General features: G+C 57.8%; 20 protein-coding genes. 17 read left to right on the top strand and 3 right to left on the bottom strand.

Translation table 11 applies throughout. The features are described from left to right. Positions 1-232 precede the first annotated feature (232 nt). The 12 genes from aroF (at position 233) to ABEA08_RS19745 (ending at position 12,038) form a co-directional block, all read left to right on the top strand. Entirely contained in the window at positions 233-1,246 is a 1,014-nt protein-coding gene (gene aroF / locus ABEA08_RS19800; protein ID WP_345337149.1) for a 3-deoxy-7-phosphoheptulonate synthase, read from the top strand. Beyond that, positions 1,246-2,802, top strand: a complete 1,557-nt coding sequence (locus ABEA08_RS19795) for an anthranilate synthase component 1 (RefSeq protein ID WP_345337148.1) — start codon at positions 1,246-1,248, stop codon at positions 2,800-2,802. Before aroF ends, ABEA08_RS19795 begins: the two co-directional genes overlap by 1 nt. Beyond that, a complete protein-coding gene (locus tag ABEA08_RS19790) occupies positions 2,802-3,395 on the top strand; it encodes an aminodeoxychorismate/anthranilate synthase component II (protein WP_345337218.1) in 594 nt (197 codons plus the stop codon). The genes ABEA08_RS19795 and ABEA08_RS19790 overlap by 1 nt, the downstream gene beginning before the upstream one ends. Further along, positions 3,389-4,408 (top strand): anthranilate phosphoribosyltransferase, encoded by a 1,020-nt coding sequence (trpD, locus tag ABEA08_RS19785; protein ID WP_345337147.1) that lies wholly within the window; start codon positions 3,389-3,391, stop codon positions 4,406-4,408. The genes ABEA08_RS19790 and trpD overlap by 7 nt, the downstream gene beginning before the upstream one ends. After that, positions 4,405-5,814, top strand: a complete 1,410-nt coding sequence (gene trpCF / locus ABEA08_RS19780) for a bifunctional indole-3-glycerol-phosphate synthase TrpC/phosphoribosylanthranilate isomerase TrpF (RefSeq protein ID WP_345337145.1) — start codon at positions 4,405-4,407, stop codon at positions 5,812-5,814. Before trpD ends, trpCF begins: the two co-directional genes overlap by 4 nt. Before the next feature lie 29 nt (positions 5,815-5,843). Then, positions 5,844-7,031 carry a tryptophan synthase subunit beta gene (trpB, locus tag ABEA08_RS19775; protein WP_345337144.1) on the top strand — a complete coding sequence of 396 codons (1,188 nt, stop codon included), beginning with the start codon at positions 5,844-5,846 and terminating at the stop codon, positions 7,029-7,031. Next, positions 7,028-7,834, top strand: a complete 807-nt coding sequence (gene trpA / locus ABEA08_RS19770; protein ID WP_345337143.1) for a tryptophan synthase subunit alpha — start codon at positions 7,028-7,030, stop codon at positions 7,832-7,834. The genes trpB and trpA overlap by 4 nt, the downstream gene beginning before the upstream one ends. A gap of 67 nt (positions 7,835-7,901) precedes the next feature. Next, positions 7,902-8,450 (top strand): septation protein A, encoded by a 549-nt coding sequence (locus ABEA08_RS19765; protein ID WP_345337141.1) that lies wholly within the window; start codon positions 7,902-7,904, stop codon positions 8,448-8,450. Between the two features lie 381 nt (positions 8,451-8,831). Further along, complete coding sequence (locus ABEA08_RS19760) at positions 8,832-10,061, top strand: L-lactate MFS transporter (RefSeq protein ID WP_345337140.1); 1,230 nt, start codon at positions 8,832-8,834, stop codon at positions 10,059-10,061. 110 nt (positions 10,062-10,171) lie between these two features. Continuing rightward, on the top strand, positions 10,172-10,471 hold the full coding sequence (locus tag ABEA08_RS19755) for a YciI family protein (RefSeq protein WP_345337138.1): 300 nt from the start codon (positions 10,172-10,174) through the stop codon (positions 10,469-10,471). Then, entirely contained in the window at positions 10,471-11,277 is an 807-nt protein-coding gene (gene xthA / locus ABEA08_RS19750; protein ID WP_345337137.1) for an exodeoxyribonuclease III, read from the top strand. The genes ABEA08_RS19755 and xthA overlap by 1 nt, the downstream gene beginning before the upstream one ends. A gap of 431 nt (positions 11,278-11,708) precedes the next feature. After that, complete coding sequence (locus ABEA08_RS19745; protein WP_345337136.1) at positions 11,709-12,038, top strand: hypothetical protein; 330 nt, start codon at positions 11,709-11,711, stop codon at positions 12,036-12,038. Positions 12,039-12,425: 387 nt separating this feature from the next. Here ABEA08_RS19745 and panF read toward each other — a convergent pair whose 3' ends face one another. Continuing rightward, positions 12,426-13,856 (bottom strand): sodium/pantothenate symporter, encoded by a 1,431-nt coding sequence (gene panF / locus ABEA08_RS19740; protein ID WP_345337135.1) that lies wholly within the window; start codon positions 13,854-13,856, stop codon positions 12,426-12,428. After that, positions 13,849-14,061 (bottom strand): YhdT family protein, encoded by a 213-nt coding sequence (locus ABEA08_RS19735; protein ID WP_345337134.1) that lies wholly within the window; start codon positions 14,059-14,061, stop codon positions 13,849-13,851. Before ABEA08_RS19735 ends, panF begins: the two co-directional genes overlap by 8 nt. Before the next feature lie 638 nt (positions 14,062-14,699). Between ABEA08_RS19735 and pflB the strand changes: the two genes are divergently transcribed. The 3 genes from pflB (at position 14,700) to ABEA08_RS19720 (ending at position 18,672) form a co-directional block, all read left to right on the top strand. Next, the gene (pflB, locus tag ABEA08_RS19730) at positions 14,700-16,982 is read left to right on the top strand and encodes a formate C-acetyltransferase (RefSeq protein ID WP_345337133.1); all 2,283 of its coding nucleotides are present in this window, start codon (positions 14,700-14,702) and stop codon (positions 16,980-16,982) included. 209 nt (positions 16,983-17,191) lie between these two features. Next, the gene (gene pflA, locus ABEA08_RS19725) at positions 17,192-17,932 is read left to right on the top strand and encodes a pyruvate formate lyase 1-activating protein (protein ID WP_345337132.1); all 741 of its coding nucleotides are present in this window, start codon (positions 17,192-17,194) and stop codon (positions 17,930-17,932) included. Between the two features lie 68 nt (positions 17,933-18,000). Next, positions 18,001-18,672, top strand: coding sequence for an energy-coupling factor ABC transporter permease (locus tag ABEA08_RS19720; RefSeq protein ID WP_345337131.1), 672 nt, complete (start codon positions 18,001-18,003; stop codon positions 18,670-18,672). Positions 18,673-18,768: 96 nt separating this feature from the next. Here ABEA08_RS19720 and yfbV read toward each other — a convergent pair whose 3' ends face one another. Then, positions 18,769-19,206, bottom strand: coding sequence for a terminus macrodomain insulation protein YfbV (yfbV, locus tag ABEA08_RS19715; RefSeq protein ID WP_345337130.1), 438 nt, complete (start codon positions 19,204-19,206; stop codon positions 18,769-18,771). Positions 19,207-19,493: 287 nt separating this feature from the next. Between yfbV and ABEA08_RS19710 the strand changes: the two genes are divergently transcribed. Both ABEA08_RS19710 and pta read left to right on the top strand, forming a co-directional pair. Continuing rightward, complete coding sequence (locus ABEA08_RS19710; protein WP_345337217.1) at positions 19,494-20,687, top strand: acetate kinase; 1,194 nt, start codon at positions 19,494-19,496, stop codon at positions 20,685-20,687. 58 nt (positions 20,688-20,745) lie between these two features. Further along, positions 20,746-22,881, top strand: a complete 2,136-nt coding sequence (pta, locus tag ABEA08_RS19705; protein WP_345337129.1) for a phosphate acetyltransferase — start codon at positions 20,746-20,748, stop codon at positions 22,879-22,881. Positions 22,882-22,937: the final 56 nt, after the last annotated feature.

Here is a 22,937-nt window from a genome sequence, read left to right as displayed (position 1 = left end):
AGGGCCAAAGCGTAACCGGTAATCTTTGCTGTAAAGATAAAGCGTCAACTTTTCATTACAGGTTTACACTCGATGTTTAATGCTCAGTTCAACAACACAAATTGGTGGTGGCTCTCCCGAACATAGCGGGGGTGCAATGAACTGTACCTTATTGAAAAATACCAAATTTCAGAAAACCCGCTTTCGCTCAACACGAAAGCGGGTTTTTTTATGCCTTAAGGGAACACACGCAATGATCATCATTCTGAAAGCCGGCGTTGGTGAAGCGGATGCCAAAGAGCTGGTACAAAAGATCGAAAGCACCGGCCTCAAGCCGCTGTACATGCCCGGGGTTGAGCGCACCGTTTTAGGAGCCATTGGCGATGAGCGCGTGTTGCAATCACTGCACCTCGACAGCGATCCCCGCGTTGATGAGATCAAACCCATCCTGTCCAAGTACAAGCAGGTCTCCCGCGAGCTCAACCCCATCGACACCCACGTCATGCTCGGCAACCATGCCGTGGGCGGTGAAAAATTCACCGTCATCGCCGGCCCTTGCGGCGTCGAAGGCCGCGACCAGATCCTGGATGTGGCCGAGATGGTCAAAGGCCATGGCGTGGCTGCCCTGCGCGGTGGCGCTTTCAAGCCGCGTACCAGCCCGTACAGCTTTCAGGGCATGGGCGAAGCGGGCCTGAAATTGCTCAAAGAAGCCAATGCTCTGACTGGCTTGCCAACGGTGTCCGAAGTGATCGAAGCCAGCGATGTGGATCTGATGGCGCAATACGTCGACGGACTGCAGATCGGGGCCCGCAACATGCAGAACTTCCGCCTGCTCGAAGCCGCCGGCGAATGTGGCTTGCCGGTGCTGCTCAAGCGCGGCATGAGCGCCACCATCGAAGAGTTCCTCTTGGCCGCGGAGTACATCGTCAACGCAGGCAACCCCAACGTGATCCTGTGCGAACGTGGCATCCGCACCTTTGAGACCGCCACCCGCAACACGCTGGATCTCAACGCCGTCGCCTACCTCAAGCGCAAAACCCACCTGCCGGTGCTGGTCGATCCCAGCCACGGCACCGGCATTCGAGAGTTGGTTGCGCCCCTGTCTTATGCCAGCGCAGCGGTCGGCGCCGATGGTATTATTGTCGAAGCCCATATGAACCCTAAGGAAGCCTTGTCGGATGGCCATCAGTCACTGGACGGCAATGACTTCGCTGCTCTAATGTCGGGCCTACGCCCCTTTGTTGAAGCCGCCGGGAAGCGACTCTAATGACCACGAATCTTCAGTCCGGGCACGCCCGGACCCTGACCACCGCCGTGAACTACCACAGCGAAGCCGCGCAGGTGTATCAAGCGCTGTGCGGCGATCGTCCGCACACCCTGCTGCTCGAGTCCGCCGAGATCGAGTCCAAGGCCGGGCTGAAAAGCCTGCTGATGATCGACGCCGCCCTCTCGCTGCGCTGCATGGGCCGCACCGTGGCGATCCGCGCCCTCAGCGTCAATGGCGAAGCCTTGCTGCCCTTCATTGCCGAGCTGCTGGCCGAATACGGCCCGCAACCGAGCGATAAAGGCCTGAGCGTCACCCTGCCACAGCCCATGGTCGGGTTGGACGAGGACAGCCGTCTCAAAGCCGCCTCCCCCCTAACCGTGCTGCGTCTGCTGCAACAGGAGATCCGCTCCGACGACGCCCTGCCCGAGTCGGTACTGCTGACCGGCTGTTTCGCCTTCGATCTGGTCGCCAGCGTCGAGCCGCTGCCCGAGGTCGCCGACGGCGTCAACAACTGCCCGGACTATCTGTTCTATCTGGCGGAAACCACCCTGCTGCTGGATCACCAAGCCCGCACCGCCCGCCTGATCGGCTCCGTGTTCGGCGGCGATAAAGCTGAGCTGGTGATGAACGACAAGCGCCAGCGCCTAGGCGCCCTTAGCGCCACCTTGGCGCAGCCTTTGGCGCCACTGCCACAGGAAACCCCGACCGCCCATCCGGTCGAAGTGAATCAAAGTGACGCTCAGTTTCGTGCTGTGGTGCAGGCTCTCAAAGAGCATGTGATCGCCGGCGATATCTTCCAAGTGGTGCCGGCACGCTGCTTCTCCCTGCCGTGTCCAAATCCGTTGGCCGCCTATGGCCGCCTGCGGGTGCTCAATCCCAGCCCCTACATGTTCTATATGCGGGCCGATGACTTCACCCTGTTCGGTGCCTCACCGGAGAGTGCCCTGAAATACGACGTGCAGACCAATCAGGTCGAGATCTACCCCATTGCCGGCACCCGCCAGCGTGGAAAGTTTGCCGACGGTCAGATCGATCACGATCTGGACAGCCGCATCGAGCTGGGCCTGCGCCAGGATCAAAAAGAGCTGTCCGAGCACATGATGCTGGTGGATCTGGCCCGCAATGACGTGGCCCGGATCGCCCAGCCCGGCACCCGTCGCGTGGCCGAGCTGCTCAAGGTCGACCGCTACAGCCACGTCATGCACTTAGTCTCCCGTGTCGTCGGCCAACTGCGCCAAGACTTGGATGCGCTGCACGCCTACCAGGCCTGCATGAATATGGGCACCCTCACCGGGGCCCCCAAAGTCAGCGCCGCCAGCCTGCTTCGCCGCGCCGAGGGCAAACGTCGTGGCAGTTACGGCGGCGCCGTCGGCTATCTCAACGGCCGCGGCGACATGGACACCTGCATCGTGATCCGCTCGGCACTGGTCAATGACGGCATTGCCCACGTCCAAGCCGGGGCCGGGGTTGTGTTTGATTCCGATCCCCAATCCGAAGCCGACGAAACCCGCAACAAAGCGCAAGCCGTGCTGCGCGCCATTGGAGGTGCGTCATGATCCCGGTCACCCTGCTCGATAACTTCGACTCCTTTACTTGGAATTTGGTGGATCAGTTCCGCAGCGCCGGCTACCCGGTCACCGTCTACCGTAACGACATCGATCCCCACGTGTTGGCCGACAAACTGTTGGCCCAAGCCGAGCCCGGTGTGTTGGTGCTCTCGCCCGGCCCCGGCGCCCCCCACGAAGCGGGTTGCCTGATGGAACTCCTGTCTCTGGTGGCTGGCAAATTGCCGGTGCTGGGGATCTGCCTGGGTCACCAGGCGCTGATCGAACACTACGGCGGCCGCGTCGGTCGTGCGGCCAAGGTCATGCACGGCAAATCCAGTCCGATGCAGCACGATCAAAGCCCGCTGTTTGACGGCCTGCCCAACCCGCTGACCATCGCCCGTTATCATTCGTTGGTGGGACTAGAGCTACCGGATTGCCTGCACGTACCGGCGCAAGTGGACGGCATGGCCATGGCCGTGGTCCATCCCGAGCACCGCGCCGTCGGCTTCCAATTCCACCCCGAATCCATTTTGACCGAACACGGCGCTGCCCTGCTGAGCCGAACCTTAGATATGCTGACCAAGGACGCGCCCTTATGCTGATCCCAACCCAAAAATTGATGGCCCAACTGATGGATGGCCAGCCGCTCACCCGAGAACAAGCCAAGTTTCTGTTTGGTCAGGTGGTCAATGGTCAGATCAACGAGGTCGAGCTGGCTACGGTACTGACCGCAATGAAAGTCCGCGGCGAGACCATCGATGAGATCGCCGGCGCCGCCGAAGCACTGCGCGATGCCGCCAAGCCCTATCCCCGTCCGGAGGGGGAGCTGCTGGACATCGTCGGCACCGGCGGGGACGGAGCCAATACCTTCAATATCTCCACCACCGCCACCTTTGTCGCCGCCGCCGCCGGCGCCCGTGTCGCCAAGCACGGCAGCCGCAGCGTCTCCTCCCTGTCGGGCGCGTCGGACTTGCTCACCCAGTTTGGCATCAACCTGACCATGACGCCGGGGCGCTCAGCTGAATGCTTGGCGCACCTAGGGGTGACCTTCCTGTTTGCCCCCTTCTACCATGCCGGCATGAAGCACGCCGCCCCGGTTCGAGCCCAACTCAAGACCCGCACCCTGTTTAATCTGTTGGGCCCGCTCATTAACCCAGCCCGACCGACCCAGATGCTGTTGGGGGTCTATGACGCCACGCTGATCCGGCCGATCGCCGAGGTGATCCGCTCTATGGGCGTCAAACGGGCCTTGGTCGTACACGGGCTGGGATTGGACGAACTGGCTATCCACGGCGAGAGTCAGGTGATCGAGCTCAAAGATGGCGAACTGATCGAGCGGCAGTATTCGCCGCAGCAGCTGGGGGTCGATCAGTTTGAGCTGAGCGAGATCCGCGGCGGTGAGCCGGACGAAAACAAGGCGATCTCCGAGCGTATTCTCTCCGGAGAAGGCACCCCGGCCCAGCGCGCCGCCGTGGCCGTCAACGCAGGCGCAGGCTTATATCTGGCCGGCGTCACCGACTCCATCCAGGCCGGCACTCGGTTGGCGCTGGAAACCATGGACTCGGGTAAAGCCTTGGAGTTGATCCAGTCCTTCGCCGAGGCCAGCAGCCAATGAGCAAACTCAATCACAACGTCGACATCGATCAGCTGCGCCAAACCGGCACCGTGCTGGATAAAATTGTCGCCACCAAACCGGCCCACATCGCGGCACTGGCCCAGCGCTACGGCGACTTGCTCGACACCCGCGCAGCCAAGTCCGATCGCAGCCTGTTCGATGCGTTGAAAGAGGGCCCCACCGGTTTCCTCTTGGAGTGCAAGAAAGCCAGCCCCTCCAAAGGGTTGATCCGCGCCGATTTCGATCCCGTGGCCATCGGTCGCGTCTACGACCAATACGCCGCCGGCATTTCGGTGCTAACTGACGAACAGTTCTTCCAGGGCGACTTCGAGTACATGAAGGCGGTGCGCGAGGCGGTCTCCGTGCCGGTGCTGTGCAAAGATTTCATCATCGATCCACGCCAGCTGCGCCTGGCCCGCCACCTCGGTGCCGATGCGGCGCTGTTGATGCTCTCCGTGCTAAGCGATCAACTCTACACCGAGCTGGCCGCCGAAGCGGCGCTACTGGGGCTGGACGTGTTGACCGAAGTGAGCAATCAGGAGGAGATGACGCGCGCCATCGCCCTCAATGCCCAGATCATCGGGATCAACAACCGGGATCTGCGCGATCTCTCCATCGATCTGGCTACCACCGAACGTCTGGCCGGTCAGGTGCCGTCCGATCGGGTGGTGATCAGTGAGTCCGGCATTTACTGCCATTCTCAGGTTCGCCGTTTGGCCCCCCATGCCGATGCATTCTTGGTGGGCTCCAGCCTGACCGAGCAGCCGGATGTGGATCTCGCCTGCCGCCAACTCATCTATGGTCACACCAAGATCTGCGGCCTGACCCGAGTCGAGGACGCCGTGGCGGTAGCCAAGGCCGGCGCCAGCTACGGCGGTCTCATTTTCGCCGAGAAGTCACCCCGCTGCGTCAGCCCGGAGCAAGCCAAACGGCTGATCCACGCCGCCCCGCTGCGCTTTATCGGCGTTTTTGTCGACCAATCCAAGCAGCAGATCGCGGCGCTGGCCAAAGAGCTGGGCCTCTACGCGGTACAGCTGCACGGTAACGAGGATGCACGCTACATCGACAAACTGCGTCATGCTCTCACGCAAGAGGGCTGCGACTGCATGATCGTCAAAGCGGTCAAACCCGATGGCAGCAACGACGTGGCGAACGCCGACCGACGCCTCTATGACTCCGCCAACGATGGCCAGTTTGGTGGCACCGGCCAAATCTTTGATTGGGATCGGATCACCACCGCGCGCAGCGAAGCCTTCCTCGCCGGTGGCCTCGGCCCCGACAACATCGACGCCGCCGCGGCAGCGGGCTTCTACGGCCTCGATCTGAATTCGGCGGTGGAGACCGCGCCTGGGATAAAAGATCCGGGCAAAGTCGCCATCAGCCTCCGCAAGATCCGTCAGTATTGATCCGATAAACAGAATTAAAGAGAGAACCCATGAGTATCCTCAACCCTTACTTCGGCGAATTCGGTGGCCAGTTTGTGCCACAAATTCTGGTGCCGGCCCTCGACCAACTCGAGCAGGCGTTCATCGACGCCCAGCAAGATCCGGAATTTCAACAAGAGTTCACCGATCTGCTCAAGCACTATGCCGGTCGCCCGACCGCGCTGACCAAGACCCGCAACTTCAGCCCGAACGACAAGGTGTCCATCTACCTTAAGCGCGAAGATCTGCTGCACGGCGGCGCCCACAAGACCAACCAGGTGTTGGGTCAGGCCTTGTTGGCCAAACGCATGGGCAAAAACGAGATCATCGCCGAGACCGGTGCTGGCCAACACGGCGTAGCCTCCGCCCTGGCCTGTGCCCTGCTGGGCCTCAAGTGTAAGGTCTACATGGGCGCCAAAGACGTCGAGCGCCAGAGCCCGAACGTGTTCCGCATGCGCCTGATGGGCGCGGAAGTGATCCCGGTACACGCCGGCTCCGCCACCTTAAAAGATGCCTGTAACGAAGCGCTGCGCGACTGGAGCGCCAACTACGACAAGGCCCACTATCTGCTGGGCACCGCGGCCGGGCCGCATCCGTTCCCCACGATCGTACGGGAGTTCCAGCGCATGATCGGGGCTGAGGCCAAAGCACAGATCCTCGAGCGCGAAGGCAAGCTGCCGGATGCGGTGATCGCCTGTGTCGGCGGCGGCTCCAACGCCATCGGCATGTTCGCCGATTTCATCGAAGAGGAGGGGGTCCGTCTTGTCGGCGTCGAGCCTGCCGGCCACGGCATCGAGTCCGGCGAGCACGGTGCGCCACTGGCCCACGGCAAACTGGGGATCTTCTTTGGCATGAAAGCGCCGCTGATGCAGGACGATCATGGTCAGATCGAAGAGTCCTACTCCGTGTCCGCCGGCCTGGACTTCCCGTCCGTTGGCCCTCAGCACGCCCATCTGGCCGCCACCGGCCGCGCGGAGTACCCATCGGTGACTGACGACGAAGCACTGGAGGCATTCCAATTGCTGGCGCGCACCGAAGGCATTATTCCGGCGCTGGAGTCCGCCCACGCACTAGCCCAAGCCTACAAGATGGCCGAAGCGGCCACCGAGGAGACGCTGCTGCTGGTCAATCTGTCCGGCCGCGGCGACAAGGATATCTTTACCGTTCACGACATTCTGGAGAAGGAGGGCAAGCTATGAGCCGCTATCAATCCCTGTTTACTGCCCTTGAGGCCAAAAACGAAGGCGCCTTCGTCCCCTTCCTGACCCTGGGCGATCCCAATCCGGGCGACAGCCTGGCCGCCATCGAAGCGCTGATCGCCGGTGGCGCGGATGCACTGGAGTTGGGCTTCCCCTTCTCCGATCCCTCCGCCGACGGCCCAACCATCCAGGACGCCAATATCCGCGCACTGGCGGCAGGCACCACGCCGCAGCACTGTTTTGATATCCTTAAGCAGGTGCGGGCACGCCATCCGGATCTGCCCATTGGTCTGCTGGTGTACGCCAACCTGGTGTTCTCGCCGGGCCTCGATGTGTTTTACCGCCGCTGCGCCGAGGTCGGCGTCGATTCGGTCTTGGTCGCCGATGTGCCGGTGCGCGAATCCCAACCCTTCGCCGACGCCGCCAAGGCCGCCGGAGTCGCGCCGATCTTCATCGCGCCACCCAACGCCAATGAGGCTACGCTCAAACAAGTGGCTGAGGCAGGCGAAGGGTACACCTACCTGCTGTCCCGTGCCGGCGTCACCGGTACCGAGACGGCGGCGGGCATGCCGGTGGATCATCTGCTGGACGGACTCAAGCGGTTCAATGCACCACCTGCCATTCTTGGGTTTGGCATCGCCAAGCCGGAGCAGGTCAAGGACGCCATTGCCGCTGGCGCCGCCGGAGTGATCTCCGGCTCGGCCGTGGTGAAGATCTTGGCCGCCGATCTGAACGACGCGGCGGCGCGAAATGCGGCACTGACCGAATTCTGTCAAAACATGAAGGCCGCCACACGGGCTTAAACCGCCCTTGAACCGGATCTGAACTTAAGTATGCTAGAGCCCTTAAGTTCGGCTCCAAGAGAGATCCATGAAACAACTCCTCGATTTTTTGCCGCTGTTGGTGTTCTTCGGCGTCTACAAATTTTACGGGATCATTCCCGCCACCGGCGCCATCGTTGTGGCCTCCGGGATCCAGCTCGGTCTGATGTACTTGCTCTATAAAAAAGTAGAGAAGATGCATCTGGCCACCTTTGCCCTGCTGCTGGCGTTTGGTGGCGCAACGGTCTGGCTCAACGACGATGCCTTCATCAAATGGAAGGTCACCGTGGTTTACAGCCTGTTCGCTATCGCTTTGCTGGTGAGTCAATGGATGGGTAAACCGGCCATGAAGGCCATGCTGGGTAAGGAGATCACCCTGCCGGACGCGATCTGGGCCAAGATCGGTTATGCTTGGGCCGCCTTCTTTATCGGCTGCGCAGGCTTAAACCTCTATGTCGCGTTCACCATGGCGCAAGAGACTTGGGTCAACTTTAAGGTGTTCGGCCTGATGGGGATGACCTTTGGTTTCCTGATCCTGACCATCGTCTATCTCTATCGGCATATGCCCAAAGAAGAGGAGGAAACAAAGGAGCCTTAACGCCCTTTGCTTTCACACTCAAGACAACGCCCCGCTGCAGTAAAATGCGCCGGGGCGTTTTGTTTCTCTGTCTAACACCGAATTCGACGTGACCCAGATCACACTCAAGATCCAGCAAAACTGTGCACTCCGTCAAAATATGAAATTGACCGACCTTCCTGCCTCTCCCCACTGGCCTGAACCGAGCTTAGCCACTATAGTACGCCGTCCTAAATTGGACTGACCAAATAACCGTTGCGCCAGCGCACAAAACTTGAGCGATCCGCTTTTGTTTTGACCGGTCATTGGTAGACTGCGCCGCCTTTAGTGCCCAAGCGCAAACCCGAATCCGTAAGTTGAAACTGTTCCGATACCCCATCGGACGTGTCAAAGAGAACCGTGATGAATCGAGCCGTAAAGATCCTGATTGCTGGTATCGCAATCAACCTGTGTATGGGCGTCCTGTACGCTTGGAGTGTTTTCAGCAAAGCGCTGGTGAGCGAGCTGGGCTGGTCCAGTGTTGATGCAGGCATGCCTTACACCGTCTCCATCGTGGTATTTGCCGCCTCTTTGCTGGTCGCTGGGATCCTGCAGGATCGCATGGGCCCACGTCGCATGGTGATCCTGGGTTCCACCATGGTTGGTCTGGGCCTGATCGCCTCTTCGTTCGCCACCTCCGTCGTTGCTCTGGTTCTGACCTTCGGTGTGATGGTCGGTGCCGGTATCGGTTTCGCTTACGCTTGTCTGACGCCAGCGGCAATGAAGTGGTTCCACTCCTCCAAGAAAGGTCTGGTCAGCGGCCTGATCGCCGGTGGTTTCGGTATGGCGCCACTGTACTTGGCACCCACCACCACTAAGCTGATCGCCGACTACGGCATCAACAATGCCTTCCTGGCGCTGGGCTGCATGGTCTTGCTGATCGCCCTGCCGTTGGCCTTCACCATTGTTAACCCGCCTGCCGGTTACACCCCAGAAGCACCAAAAGGTCTGGTCGAAAGTGCGGCCAAAGCCGATACCGGTAAAGACTTCAGCTGGCGCGAAATGGTGAAAACCAAGCAGTTCTACATGCTGTGGGTAATGTTTGCCTTTGCTTCTTCTGCCGGTCTGATGCTGATCGGCAACATCACCACCATCGCCAGCGTTCAGGGCGGTATCGCCAACGCGGCGTTCCTGGTGGCGGCGCTGGCCGTGTTTAACACCTTTGGCCGTATCGGCATGGGCATGCTGTCCGACAAGATCGGTCGCACCCAAACCCTGCTGCTGGTGTTCCTGCTGCAAGGTCTGAACATGATGCTGTTCCCAATGTTCACCACTGAGCTGGGCTTCGTCCTGGGTGCGGCACTGGCCGGTATCGGTTACGGCGCGCTGCTGTCCGTATTCCCGACCATCACCGCGGATTACTACGGTATGAAGAACTACGGCTCCAACTTCGGCGTACTGTACACCGCTTGGGGTGTGTCCGGCTTCATGGGCCCAGTGATGGCCACCGTGGTGGTTGACCAAACCGGCTCTTACGCCATTGCCTACACCGTCTCAGCCATCATGCTGGCCGTTGCTGCGGTACTGGCGGTGCTCATCAAGCCAGTTGGTGCAGAGCAAACCGACAAGAAGGCGGAGTTGGCTTCCGCCTAAGCTCTTGCCTCCAAACAAAAAGCCGGCGCCCTGTGCGCCGGCTTTTTTGATCCTGCCAGCCGTGCTACTTTTCCTCTCACTGACTCTGGATAAATAGAAGGATCAAACAGATGTGGTACATGATCTGCTCCACCGACGTTGCCAACAGCCTGCCTCTGCGCAAAACCGCTCAAACCGAACATCGTGCTCGATTGCAGCAACTGCAGGATGAAGGTCGACTGCTGACCGCAGGTCCATTGCCTGCAGTGGACAGCAATGATCCCGGCGATGCCGGTTTTACCGGCTCCTTAGTTGTCGCCGAGTTTGATTCGCTGGAGCAGGCCCAGGCCTGGGCAGATTCCGATCCCTATATTGCCGCTGGTGTCTACACTGGCTCCGTCGTCAAACCCTATAAACGAGTTTTTGGCTAATGAAATTTGTCTCATTTAATATCAACGGCCTACGTGCCCGCCTGCATCAGCTAGAAGCCTTGATTGAAAAACACCAACCGGATGTCATTGGTCTGCAGGAGATCAAGGTCGATAACCCGCAGTTCCCGCTCGATGCCGTTGAGGCCATGGGTTATCACGTCCACTACCACGGTCAAAAAGCCCATTACGGCGTCGCCATGCTGACCAAGCAGGCCCCTTTGGCAGTTCAATACGGCTTTGCAACCGATGATGAGGACGCCCAGAAGCGGATGATCATGGTGACGCTGGCTGATAAAGACGGCCAGCCGATCAAGGTGCTCAATGGCTACTTTCCCCAAGGGGAAAACATCAACCACGAGACCAAGTTTCCGGCCAAACGAAAGTTCTACGCCGATCTGATGCACCACCTCGATAGCCAATGCCAGCGTGAAGAGCAGATCGTGGTGATGGGGGACATCAACATCAGCCCGACGGATCTGGACATCGGCATTGGCGCCCCCAATGCCAAACGCTGGCTAAAAACCGGTAAATGCTCGTTCCAGCCCGAGGAGCGGGAATGGCTCAAACTCCTGCTCGATTGGGGCTTTACCGACAGCTTCCGCCATCTCAAGCCGGACGTATCCGATCGCTACAGCTGGTTTGACTATCGCTCACGCGGATTTGATGACAATCGAGGGCTGAGGATCGACGTTATCCTGACCACCGATGCTCTGACTCAACGCCTACTCGATTCCGATGTGGATTACGAGTTGCGCGGCATCGAAAAACCGTCAGACCATGCACCCATTTGGACCCTCCTCGACTGAAGGCTCAAGTCACTTCCGCCCAGCGGCGGGAGTGACAATTTCTTACAGAGCCGAGAGACAATTTCAGCCACAACCGCAAGAAAGTCACCTCCAAAAGACGCCATTTTCCCCAGAGTGGAACAGGATGTCACACGACTGTTTCTCACCACGCAAAGCCCCAACAACCAAGCAGCACATTAACCACAAGACAGAACGCCGCTCATATCATTATCGTAAGAACATGATCTGTAATTGGAATTAAGAGAACAATACTGTGCGCCACTTCATACTTCCGCCCGCATTCACTGGCAGGACTTAGCCGCTACTGGTATCAATGTTCTGCGCTTAAGGAGTTTGATCGGCAAGGTCGCCTATTTTGATCGATTCTTGACAGATCAACCCTACAAATAAAACCAACTAAAAGCCCTGTTGAGCAGAGGAATAATAGAACAATGAGTCAAGCTCAATTGAACAAAATCATGGAATGCGTTGAGATCTTCCGTGAAGTTTACAGTGAGATCCCACCCCAGACTTGCCTGATGTTTATGCAAGTTTGCCAGGAAGAGGGTTGCTCTATTAAAGAGTTGCAGGAACGCTTTGAGATGTCTCAAGCCAGTGCCAGCCGTAACGCACGCCTGCTGTCCGATCGCGTCCACTCCGGCCGTAACGGTCTGGGCTTGGTTGAGCTGCGTGTGGATGAGCAAGACTACCGCATTAAACGTGCTTACCTGACCGAGCGTGGCCGTGAGATCCGCGATCGCTTGTCCGGTATCATGCACTAAAAGATCACACCCGATCTATTAAGGCCGCTCATGATGAGCGGCCTTTTTCATGCACAGCATAAATTTAGTCTTTCTTAGTTTTATGATTTATTTCAATTGCTTAACTATGGGTTTGAGCCCTGTCCCAAGGCAGCGACAATCAGCCTTCTTGGCAAAGCTGATAGCATGGTATCTCTTCGTGGCCCCAACCTATTGCCGCTCTCTGCGTTGCTGGCGACACGCCAACAAACACACGGCTGTTCGCCCTTGTTGTGGCAGCAAACCGGCAGTAAGCCGTCTGGCCAATGCGGTCAAACAGGAGCTTCCAACGCGCTTTGATGGCAGCAGACCGCTGCCATCAAGGCTCACAAGGTGCAGCGCTGAACGACCCTGCGTAAGAAGCCGCTGTTATTGACGATCCTGCCCTTTCGGCCTCCGGCCGTTGACCAGAACGAACGCCAAGCCAGACAAACACAAGGCCGGCACGATCGGGTGAAGGGCAAAAGGCTTGATCGCCCCAAACGTCCAATAGAGGTAGCTGCTCGCGCCCATCAACATCGCCGCCAGTCCCCCTCGAGCCGTCGCCCCAGGCCAGAACAGCCCCAACACGATCGGCCACAAAAAGATCACCTGGAGCACGCCAAAAGCCGTCAGATTCAGCCAGACGATCATCTCAGGCGGGTCCAGCGCCATCAGTCCACAGCCAAACGCCAGCGAAAACAACACAACATAACTGAGGCCTTGCTGTTGACGGTCGCTTAACGGTCGATGACGTTGCACCAGATCCTTCACCAGCGTTGAGCCGGTTTGCAATAACATGGAATCCACCGATGACATGATCGCCGCCAGCGGTGCGGCAAGAAGCAGACCCGCCACCATCGGCGGAAAGAGGGTGACCATCAGCGTCGGCAATACATCATCCGGACTGGTCAACTCTGGCAGGAAAGCCCGCCCCAGCACACCACTCAAATGCGGCAGTAACACCATTAAGGCCGACACCGCCGTGCCGAGCACCATAGCCTTTTTCAAGGCTGTACCATCCTTCACCGCCATAGCGCGGATCGCCGTATGGGGCAGGCCGATGGTGCCGACACCCACCAAGATCCAAAACGACAAGAGGAAAGGCCAGGAAAGAAAATCATCCGGCCCTTTCGGGGTCAATAGGCTGGGATCGATCGCCGAGATCTGGGCCGTTAAGTTGCCCAAGCCGCCACCTTGATAGAGCAGGCCGATAAACAACGCCAGCACCCCAAAGATCATCACCAATCCCTGCAGCGCGTCAGTATAAGAGACCGCACGGAATCCGCCCCACAGCGTGTAGATCAATACCGTACCGACGAACATGGCTAACGCGACGCTGTAGTCAACGCCGGTCATCACCGACAGCAGCCGCGCCCCACCGGTAAACTGCACCACTACCATGCCAATAAACGCCCCGATCAGGCTCAGTCCGGCCACCAATACCAAGCTGCTGCTTTGATATCGATGCTGTAGGACGTCCAGAATGGTGACCGCGTTGCATGATCTTGCCAGCCGCCATAGCTTTGGCCCGACCACACCCAGCGTCAGCATCGCCACCGGCACCTGGATCATCGCCAGCAAGACCCAGCCCAGGCCGAATTTGTAAGCCGCGCCAGGCCCACCAATAAATGAAGAGGCACTGGTGTAGGTCGTCACTAGCGCCAACGCCAACAGGGTGCCGCCCATAAACTGGCCACCAAGAAAGTAGCGTTGACTGAAGCTGCCCGAAGTTTCAGCACGCCGAGCCGCCAACCGCGAAACCAGTAACGTCACCATGAGGTAGCCGAAGATAGGCAGCAGTAAACTGATGTCACCCATGGCGTTTTTCCCGGAGCCAGCACCACACGGCAAGGCTTAATAAGGAAGGAGCCAATACACAGGAGAGCCAGAACCACAGTGGTAAGCCATACCAGATCCCGCCATCGGCAAACCACAACGGGCCGATCAGCCAAAGCGCAAAATACACCGCCGTCAGGCCAAGCGCCCCTTTCGCCAGGGCCACTGAATTTATCTCCTGCATCATTCTCCGGAGTCCTAAGTTCATCATCAGCGCTCAATGATAAGCGCTGCCCTTTAGGGATCCAAGCACTGTCCCAGAAACCCGATCAACATTGGTATGACCAAAGCAGACAGCTTCACTGAGCCACCTCAAGCTCGCGCCACAGAGCACAGAAAGAAGCAAGAACATGAACCGAACACTCAGGCAACCCCACCCACGGTGAGCCCGATCACGAATAACAAATAATCTCCGGATCCGATCCCTTTGCGCGAGTTGAGGCACTGCAGCACAGTGCTTTGCTGTGGTAATCTCCTTGATGTCATTTGGTATGACCAATGATAATTTTGGGTTTGTAGGGGCTGTGGCCTCAGCGGTCTTGCGAAAGACGGCTCAGATCACACAAACCAAACGACGCCGAGATATACTCTCAGCAGTGACTCCACTCTAGAGGTGCAGTCATCGAGCGAATAGCGTATCGACCATTTCAGAGTCTCCAGCGATGAACACTGGTCGCGTCAATGCTCAGCCCAAAAAGCACGACCTATTCACAGCCTTCGCATGATTGCGCAGGCGCAGCCTCCCTTAGAGGTTGCAATTCTCCGACACTGAACGGCTCAGTGTCGGCACCGGTTAACCTCGGAATGTACGAGAAGGTAGATCTCATGACTGATAACACCGAACTGTTCTCCAAAGCCTGGGACGGTTTTACCGCTGGCGATTGGAAGACCGAAGTCAACGTTCGTGACTTCATCCAGCAAAACTACGCCCCTTACGAGGGCGACGAAGCCTTCCTGGCCGGCGCCACCGAAGCCACCGACACCCTGTGGGCCAAGGTGATGGAAGGTATCCGCCAGGAAAACAGCACTCACGCGCCTGTCGATTTCGACACCGACGTGATCTCCACGCTGACCTCCCACGACGCGGGCTACATCAATCAAGATCTGGAGACCATCGTTGGTCTGCAGACTGATGCTCCGCTGAAGCGTGCCATCATCCCTAACGGTGGCATTCGCATGGTTGATGGCGCGTGTAAGGTTTACGGTCGTGAACTGGATCCTACCATCAAGGAGTTCTACTCCGAGCACCGCAAGACCCACAACGCCGGTGTATTCGATCTGTACAGCCAGGACATCCTGCGCTGCCGTAAGTCCGGCGTACTGACCGGTCTGCCAGATGCGTACGGCCGTGGTCGTATCATCGGTGATTACCGTCGTATGGCCCTGTACGGTGCCGACTTCCTGATGAAGGACAAGTACGCTCAGTTCGTTTCCACTCAAGCGGATTTCGAAAACGGCGTTAACCTGTCCGAGACCATGCAGCTGCGCGAAGAGATCGCTGAGCAGCATCGTGCCCTGGGCAAAATGAAAGAGATGGCGGCCAAATACGGTTTCGACATCAGCCGTCCTGCGCAAAACGCACAAGAAGCCATTCAGTGGACCTACTTCGCTTACCTGGCGGCCATCAAGTCCCAGAACGGCGCTGCGATGTCTCTGGGTCGTGTTTCAACCTTCCTGGACATCTACATCGAGCGTGATATCGCCGCTGGCGTGATCACCGAGTCTCAAGCTCAGGAAATGGTCGACCACTTCGTCATGAAGCTGCGTATGGTTCGCTTCCTGCGTACCCCTGAGTACGACGAGCTGTTCTCCGGCGACCCTATCTGGGCCACCGAGTCCCTGGCGGGTATGGGCACCGACGGTCGTACCCTGGTTTCCAAGACCACCTTCCGCTTCCTGAATACTCAGTACACCATGGGCGCCTCCCCAGAGCCAAACATGACCGTACTGTGGTCTGAGCAGCTGCCAGAAGGCTTCAAAAAGTACTGTGCTAAGGTATCCATCGATACTTCTTCTATCCAGTACGAAAACGATGATCTGATGCGTCCTGACTTCGACTCTGACGATTACGCCATCGCCTGTTGTGTATCCCCAATGGTTGTGGGTAAGCACATGCAGTTCTTCGGCGCCCGCGCTAACCTTGCCAAAACTCTGTTGCTGGCCATCAACGGTGGTGTAGACGAGAAGACCGGCATGCAGGTTGGTCCTAAGCTGGAAGCGATCACCGCTGACGTTCTGGACTTCGAAACCGTGTACGCCAAGCTGGACGTGTTCATGGATTGGCTGGCCAAGCAGTACGTGACTGCGCTGAACAGCATCCACTTCATGCACGACAAGTACTCTTACGAGTCTGCGCTGATGGCACTGCACGATCGCGACGTCACCCGCACCATGGCCTGTGGTATTGCCGGTCTGTCCATCACCGCTGACTCCCTGGCTGCGATCAAGCACGCCAAAGTAAAAGTGATCCGTAACGAAGACGGCATCGCGGTTGATTACGAAATTGAGGGTGACTACCCGAAATTTGGTAACAACGACGCTCGCGTTGATGACATCGCCTGTGAGCTGGTAGAAACCTTCATGAACAAGATCCGTTCACTGAAGACCTACCGCAACGCGATCCCAACTCAGTCTATCCTGACCATTACCTCTAACGTGGTATACGGTAAGAAGACTGGCGCGACTCCAGACGGTCGTCGTGCAGGTCAGCCGTTCGCTCCGGGTGCAAACCCAATGCACGGCCGTGATGAGTCCGGTGCGGTTGCGTCCCTGACTTCTGTAGGTAAACTGCCGTTTGCCCACGCCAAAGACGGGATCTCCTACACCTTCTCCATCGTACCTGGCGCCCTGGGTAAAGATGAAGACGGTCGTCGTGCCAACTTGGCTGCCCTGATGGACGGCTACTTCAAGCACACCGATTCCCGCGAAGGTGGTCAACACCTGAACGTGAACGTGATGAACCGTGAGATGTTGCTGGACGCCGTTGAGAACCCAGAGAAATACCCTCAGCTGACCATCCGTGTTTCTGGTTACGCGGTTCGCTTCAACGCGCTGACCAAAGAGCAGCAGCAGGACGTGATCACCCGTACCTTCACCAACGCCCTGTAAGGCCGAGGTCGTAAGGACAAAAGCCCCACCGGTCTGCCGGTGGGGCTTTTTTATTTTCAGAAATACCCCCGTTCGATCATAAAATGTTCAAACAGTGGCTCAGAGCACAAAGCCTCTGGTCGCCAGCCCGGCAAATTCGTTATTCTAATCCCAATAAGTGGGGTTATTTTGACGATAATCACTGTATCACTGTGAGTTAGGAGTCGATCATGGGCGTCAAAGGACGCGTTCATTCTTGGGAGACCTGCGGCACCGTCGACGGGCCAGGGATCCGCTTTATCGTTTTTCTGCAAGGCTGCCTGATGCGCTGCCTGTATTGCCATAACCGGGACACCTGGGATCTGGAGGGAGGGAAAGAGGTTTCGGTCGAAGAGATCATGGCCCAGCTCACCAGCTACCGACACTTCTTCGAAGCCAGTGGCGGCGGGATCACCGCCAGCGGTGGCGAAGCCGCCCTGCAACTCGAATTTGTTAATGAGTTGTTTGCCGCCTGCAAAGCCGAAGGGATCCACACCTGCTTGGATACCAACGGTCTGATCCGAAAGCATACCCAAGTAGTCGACGACGCGCTGGCAGTCACCGATCTGGTGCTGCTGGACATCAAGCAGATGAACGACGACGTGCACCAAAACCTGGTTGGTGTGTCCAATAAGCGTCCACTGCAATTTGCCGAGTATCTGAATCGTATCGGCAAAAAGACCTGGATCCGCTATGTCGTGGTGCCAGGCTATACCGACGACGACGCCTCTGCGGAGCAATTGGCCGACTTTTTGGCGCCGATGGACAACGTCGAGAAGGTCGAAATGCTGCCTTATCATGAACTGGGCAAGCACAAGTGGGAGGCCATCGGCGAAACCTATCAGCTCGATGGGGTGTCACCGCCGCCCAAAGAGACCATGGAACGTCTCAAACAGATCTTTATCAGCCGTGGCCTTAACGCCAGCTACTGATCCCAAAGCCAGCATTTGCTGGCTTTTTTCTTTCCCGTTTGCAAAATGCCGATAGACTAAAGAGGTCGTTGAGTATCGAGGTCATGATGATCCAGGAGCTGAATTCCGTATTGCTGGTGTTGTACTTGCTGTTCCTGATCTGGATCTTGCGTACCAGTGCCCTCAAGCATAACTGGCGTCAACAAACCTACCTCAACCTCGCGCTCTGCGCCGCAGCGGGATTGCTCTGCCTCTGGCGGATCCGAGCTGGGATCTTTCCGGGGCTGGATCTGCACTTTCTCGCCCTCCCCTTGATCACCCTGATGTTTGGCTGGCGCAGCGCCATCCTGATCGCCTCTCTGCCTCAACTCATCCTGCTGCTGCTCGGCGTGGACCTTTGGCAGCACGCAGCCGGCTTACTGTGGCTTGGCGTGGCCCTCCCAATCATGATCAGCTATCTGTGGCTGTCTCTGTGCCATACCCTCCTGCCCAAAAACCTGTGGTTCTATGTCTTTGCCGGCGCATTTGCTAACGGCGCACTGATCTACGCCCTGCGCACAGCGAGTCTCGGTTTGTGGTATCAAGGCTGGTATGGCTGGGAGGTTATTGTCGACAATTACCTGATCCTTATCCCGCTGTTTCTGATGCCAGAAGCGATGCTCAACGGGTTCCCGACGGTATTACTGGTGGTGTATAAACCCCAATGGTTGGCAACCTGGAATGAACAGCAGTACCTGCACAGCAAGGATAAACGCGAGTAGGACAAACCGCGGGGGGAGATTATAGCCAGCGCGCGTGGGTCGCCAGATATAGGAACGCCGCCTCAGTGGGCGGCGCCGGGTTACAGCACGGCAGTCTTACAATTCGCGCCAAAAGGCGTCATCGAGGCGTCTGAACGCTCGTTCTAACAGGCATGCCATGTGCTGATACTGGGACTGCGGCACCATCGGCGCCACTTCGCAACCGGCTTCCACCAGCCGCGCTCTTACCTCCTTGCACCAGTTTAACGTTGGCAGCGGTAAAGGCTGTACTGACCGCCACCCTAACCAGTATAGACCCTGCAGCGGCAAACTGACGATCAAAAGTGCCTGAGCCAATGCCATCGGCAAGATCTCATATCCCACCAACTTTAACTGCACTGACAAACCCACCATAGCCACAACCGGTAGCCAAGTCAGACCAAAACGGGTGGCCTTGATCACCCGCACTTCGGGAAAACGATTGGCCAACATTGGGTTGATCGGCCAGCGACTCATGTATCGGTAGCCCGATTTCAGCCTGACGAATATCTGCATCGATAGGATTGCCCTTTCATTAGTGAATCAGATCACAGTTCTGTGAACTCTTACACATTAGCACAATTCATAAGCCGCCGGAATTGGGTAAAATGGTCTTACCTGAGCAGCATGCACAGCTTGATGTTTCCTTGGTGAAACGAGGAATTTCAGTGAATGAAAGTCACGACGTGACCCCGTGCACAAAAATGCTGCGACTATACTGATAGCTTTCTATCACTTTCTACGCGAGGTTCCCGCAGGAAACTGATGGGCACTTCGGACAACATACTCTTTTAGGTGTTGAAATAATGAGCAAACTTGTTCTGGTTCTTAACTGTGGTAGCTCCTCTCTGAAATTTGCCGTCCTGGACGCGCAAAACGGTGACGAACTGCTGTCCGGTCTGGCTGAGTGCTTCAATCTGGTTGATGCGCGCATCAAGTGGAAGATGGACGGTAAGAAAAACCAAGCGGATCTGGGCGCCGGTGCCGCACACCGTGAAGCTCTGGACTACATGGTTAACACCATTCTGGCCAGCAAGCCTGAACTGGCTGAGCAGCTGGTGGCTATCGGTCACCGTGTGGTACACGGCGGCGAGAAGTACACCAAATCTGTCCTGATCGACGACGCCGTTGTTGCCGGCATCGAAGAGTGTGCCACCCTGGCGCCTCTGCACAACCCGGCTGCTCTGATCGGTATTCGTGCCGCTCAAGCCTCTTTCGCTGGTCTGCCACAAGTTGCCGTATTCGACACCGCATTCCACCAGACCATGCCTGCGGAAGCGTACTCTTACGCCATCCCACAGAAGCTGTACCGCGAGCACGGTATCCGTCGCTACGGCATGCACGGTACCAGCCACCTGTTCGTTGCTGGCGAAGCCGCTAAAGCCCTGGGTAAAGATGCCGCTGACACCAACGTGATCTCCTGTCACCTGGGTAACGGTGGTTCCATCACCGCGGTACGCAACGGCAAATCCGTTGATACCTCTATGGGCCTGACCCCACTGGAAGGTCTGGTTATGGGCACCCGCTCCGGCGATCTGGATCCAGCCATCGTTTTCCACCTGGTGGACAACCTGGGTTACACCCTGACCGAAGTCAACAACATGCTGAACAGCCAATCCGGTCTGTTGGGCCTGTCTGAGCTGACCAACGATTGCCGTGGCATCGAAGAAGGCTACAACGAAGGCAACAAGGGTTGCGTACTGGCAATGGAAGTTTTCTGCTACCGCCTGGCCAAGTACATCGCTTCTTACACCGTCCCTCTGAAGCGTGTTGATGCCATCATCTTCACCGGCGGTATCGGCGAGAACTCCGATCTGATCCGTAAGAAGGTGCTGGAGCACCTGACCATCTTCGGTTACGCCGTTGACGAAGAGAAGAACCTGTCCGCTCGCTTCGGTGGCGAAGGCGTGATCACCAAAGACGGCACCCCAGTTGCCATGGTGATCCCGACCAACGAAGAGTTCGTGATCGCTTCTGACGCTCTGGGCTTGATCTAAGCCCCTAGTTAAGACCGGGCTCCTTAGGGAGCCCGTTTTGGGTTATAACGAGGAATTTATGTCCCGATCCATTATGTTAGTTCCGGTAGGTACCGGAGTTGGCCTGACCTCCGTAAGCATGGGCATGGTCCGTGCACTGGAGCGTCAAGGCGCCAAGGTAAACTTCTTCAAGCCGATCGCCCAGCAACGTCCTGGCGATCTGGGCCCTGAGCGTTCCAGCACCATCCTGGGAACCTCACCCACCATCAACCCGCCAGAGCCGTTGACCATGGAGTTCGCGGAGCAGTGCATCACCGCCGGTGATACCGACGTGCTGCTGGAAGAGATCGTTGCCGCCGCCAAACCGACCGAAGCCGACGCAGAAGTGCTGGTGCTGGAAGGTCTGGTTCCGACCCGCACCCACCCGTTTGCCAACACTCTGAACGGTCGCATCGCCAAGGCAATGGATGCGGACATCGTGCTGGTGATCAACCCAGGTTCCGACTCTGCCGCACAGGTTCAGAGCCGTCTGGAAGTCGCAGTAAACAACTTTGGCGGTAAGGCCAACAAACGTATCTTGGGTGCCATCGTCAACAAGATCGGCGCACCGGTTGATGAGCGCGGCCGTGCTCGTCCTGATCTGTCCGAAGCGTTTGACCACGAAGGTGTGGTGCGCGGCTCTCAGTCAGAGATGTTCCAGCTGTCCGCCAACAGCCCTGTGCCGATCCTGGGTGCGGTGCCGTACAACCTGGGTCTGGTTTCGCCTCGTGCGTCCGATCTGGCCAAGCACCTGGGCGCGCGTATCGTTAACGCCGGTGACATGAACAGCCGCCGTCTGCGTCGTGTCAGCTTCTGTGCCCGCTCCATCCCGAACATGATCGGTCACCTGCAGGCGGACTCGCTGCTGGTTACCTCTGCCGACCGTGAAGACGTGGTTGTCTCTGTCTGTCTGGCGGCCATGAACGGCATGAAGCTGGGTGCTCTGCTGCTGACCGGCGGCTACGAGCTGGACGAGCAGGTTGAGCGTCTGTGTCAGCAAGCCTTCGATACCGGCCTGCCGGTCTTCATGGCGGACACCAACACTTGGCAGACCGCGCTGAATATTCAGAACTTCAACCATGAAGTGCCTCTGGATGACATGGAGCGTATCGAAGAAGCGCAAAACTTTGTTGCCTCCCACATCGACCGCAAGTTTGTTGAGAGCCTGACCGACAACTCCAAGCGTGAGCGTCGTCTGAGCCCACCGGCTTTCCGCTACCAACTGACCGAGCTGGCGCGTAAAGCGGGCAAGCGCGTTGTCCTGCCAGAAGGCGATGAGCCACGCACCGTGAAAGCGGCGGCCATCTGTGCCGAGCGCGGTATCGCTGAGTGTGTTCTGGTGGGTAACCCTGCCGAGATCCGCCGCGTGGCTGAGCAACAGGGCGTGACTCTGGGCGAAGGCATCGAGATCGTCGATCCTGAAACCGCTCGTGAGCGCTTCGTTGCCCCTATGTGCGAATTGCGCCGCAACAAGGGCCTGACCGAAGTGGTTGCCCGCGAGCAACTGCAGGACAACGTGGTACTGGGTACCATGATGTTGGCCGAAGATGAGGTTGATGGCTTGGTTTCCGGTGCGGTACACACCACCGCGAACACCATCCGTCCACCGCTGCAGCTGATCAAGACCGCGCCAGGCGCCTCTTTGGTCTCCTCCATCTTCTTCATGCTGCTGCCTGATCAGGTTCTGGTTTACGGTGACTGCGCCATTAACCCGGATCCAAACGCCGAGCAGTTGGCTGAGATCGCCATCCAATCCGCCGACTCCGCCAAGTCCTTTGGTATTGAGCCTAAGGTTGCGATGATCTCCTACTCCACCGGCGCCTCTGGCACCGGCGCAGACGTAGAGAAAGTGCGCGAAGCGACTCGCATCGCCCAAGAGAAGCGTCCAGATCTGATGATCGACGGTCCTCTGCAGTACGATGCGGCGGTAATGCCAAACGTAGCAGCGTCCAAGGCACCGAACAGTAAAGTAGCCGGTCAGGCCACTGTGTTCGTGTTCCCGGATCTGAACACCGGTAACACCACCTACAAAGCGGTACAGCGCTCTGCGGATCTGATCTCCATCGGTCCAATGCTGCAAGGCATGCGCAAGCCGGTCAACGACTTGTCCCGTGGCGCTCTGGTGGAAGACATCGTCTACACCATCGCCCTGACGGCCATCCAGGCCAACGGCTAAGTCACAAAAAACCGGACTCCATGAGTCCGGTTTTTTTTATCCACAGAGATAGATCT

Origin of the sequence: Ferrimonas pelagia, from assembly GCF_039543565.1 — a bacterium.
GTDB classification, from domain to species: domain Bacteria; phylum Pseudomonadota; class Gammaproteobacteria; order Enterobacterales; family Shewanellaceae; genus Ferrimonas; species Ferrimonas pelagia.
This window is presented reverse-complemented; position numbering and strand designations above follow the sequence as displayed.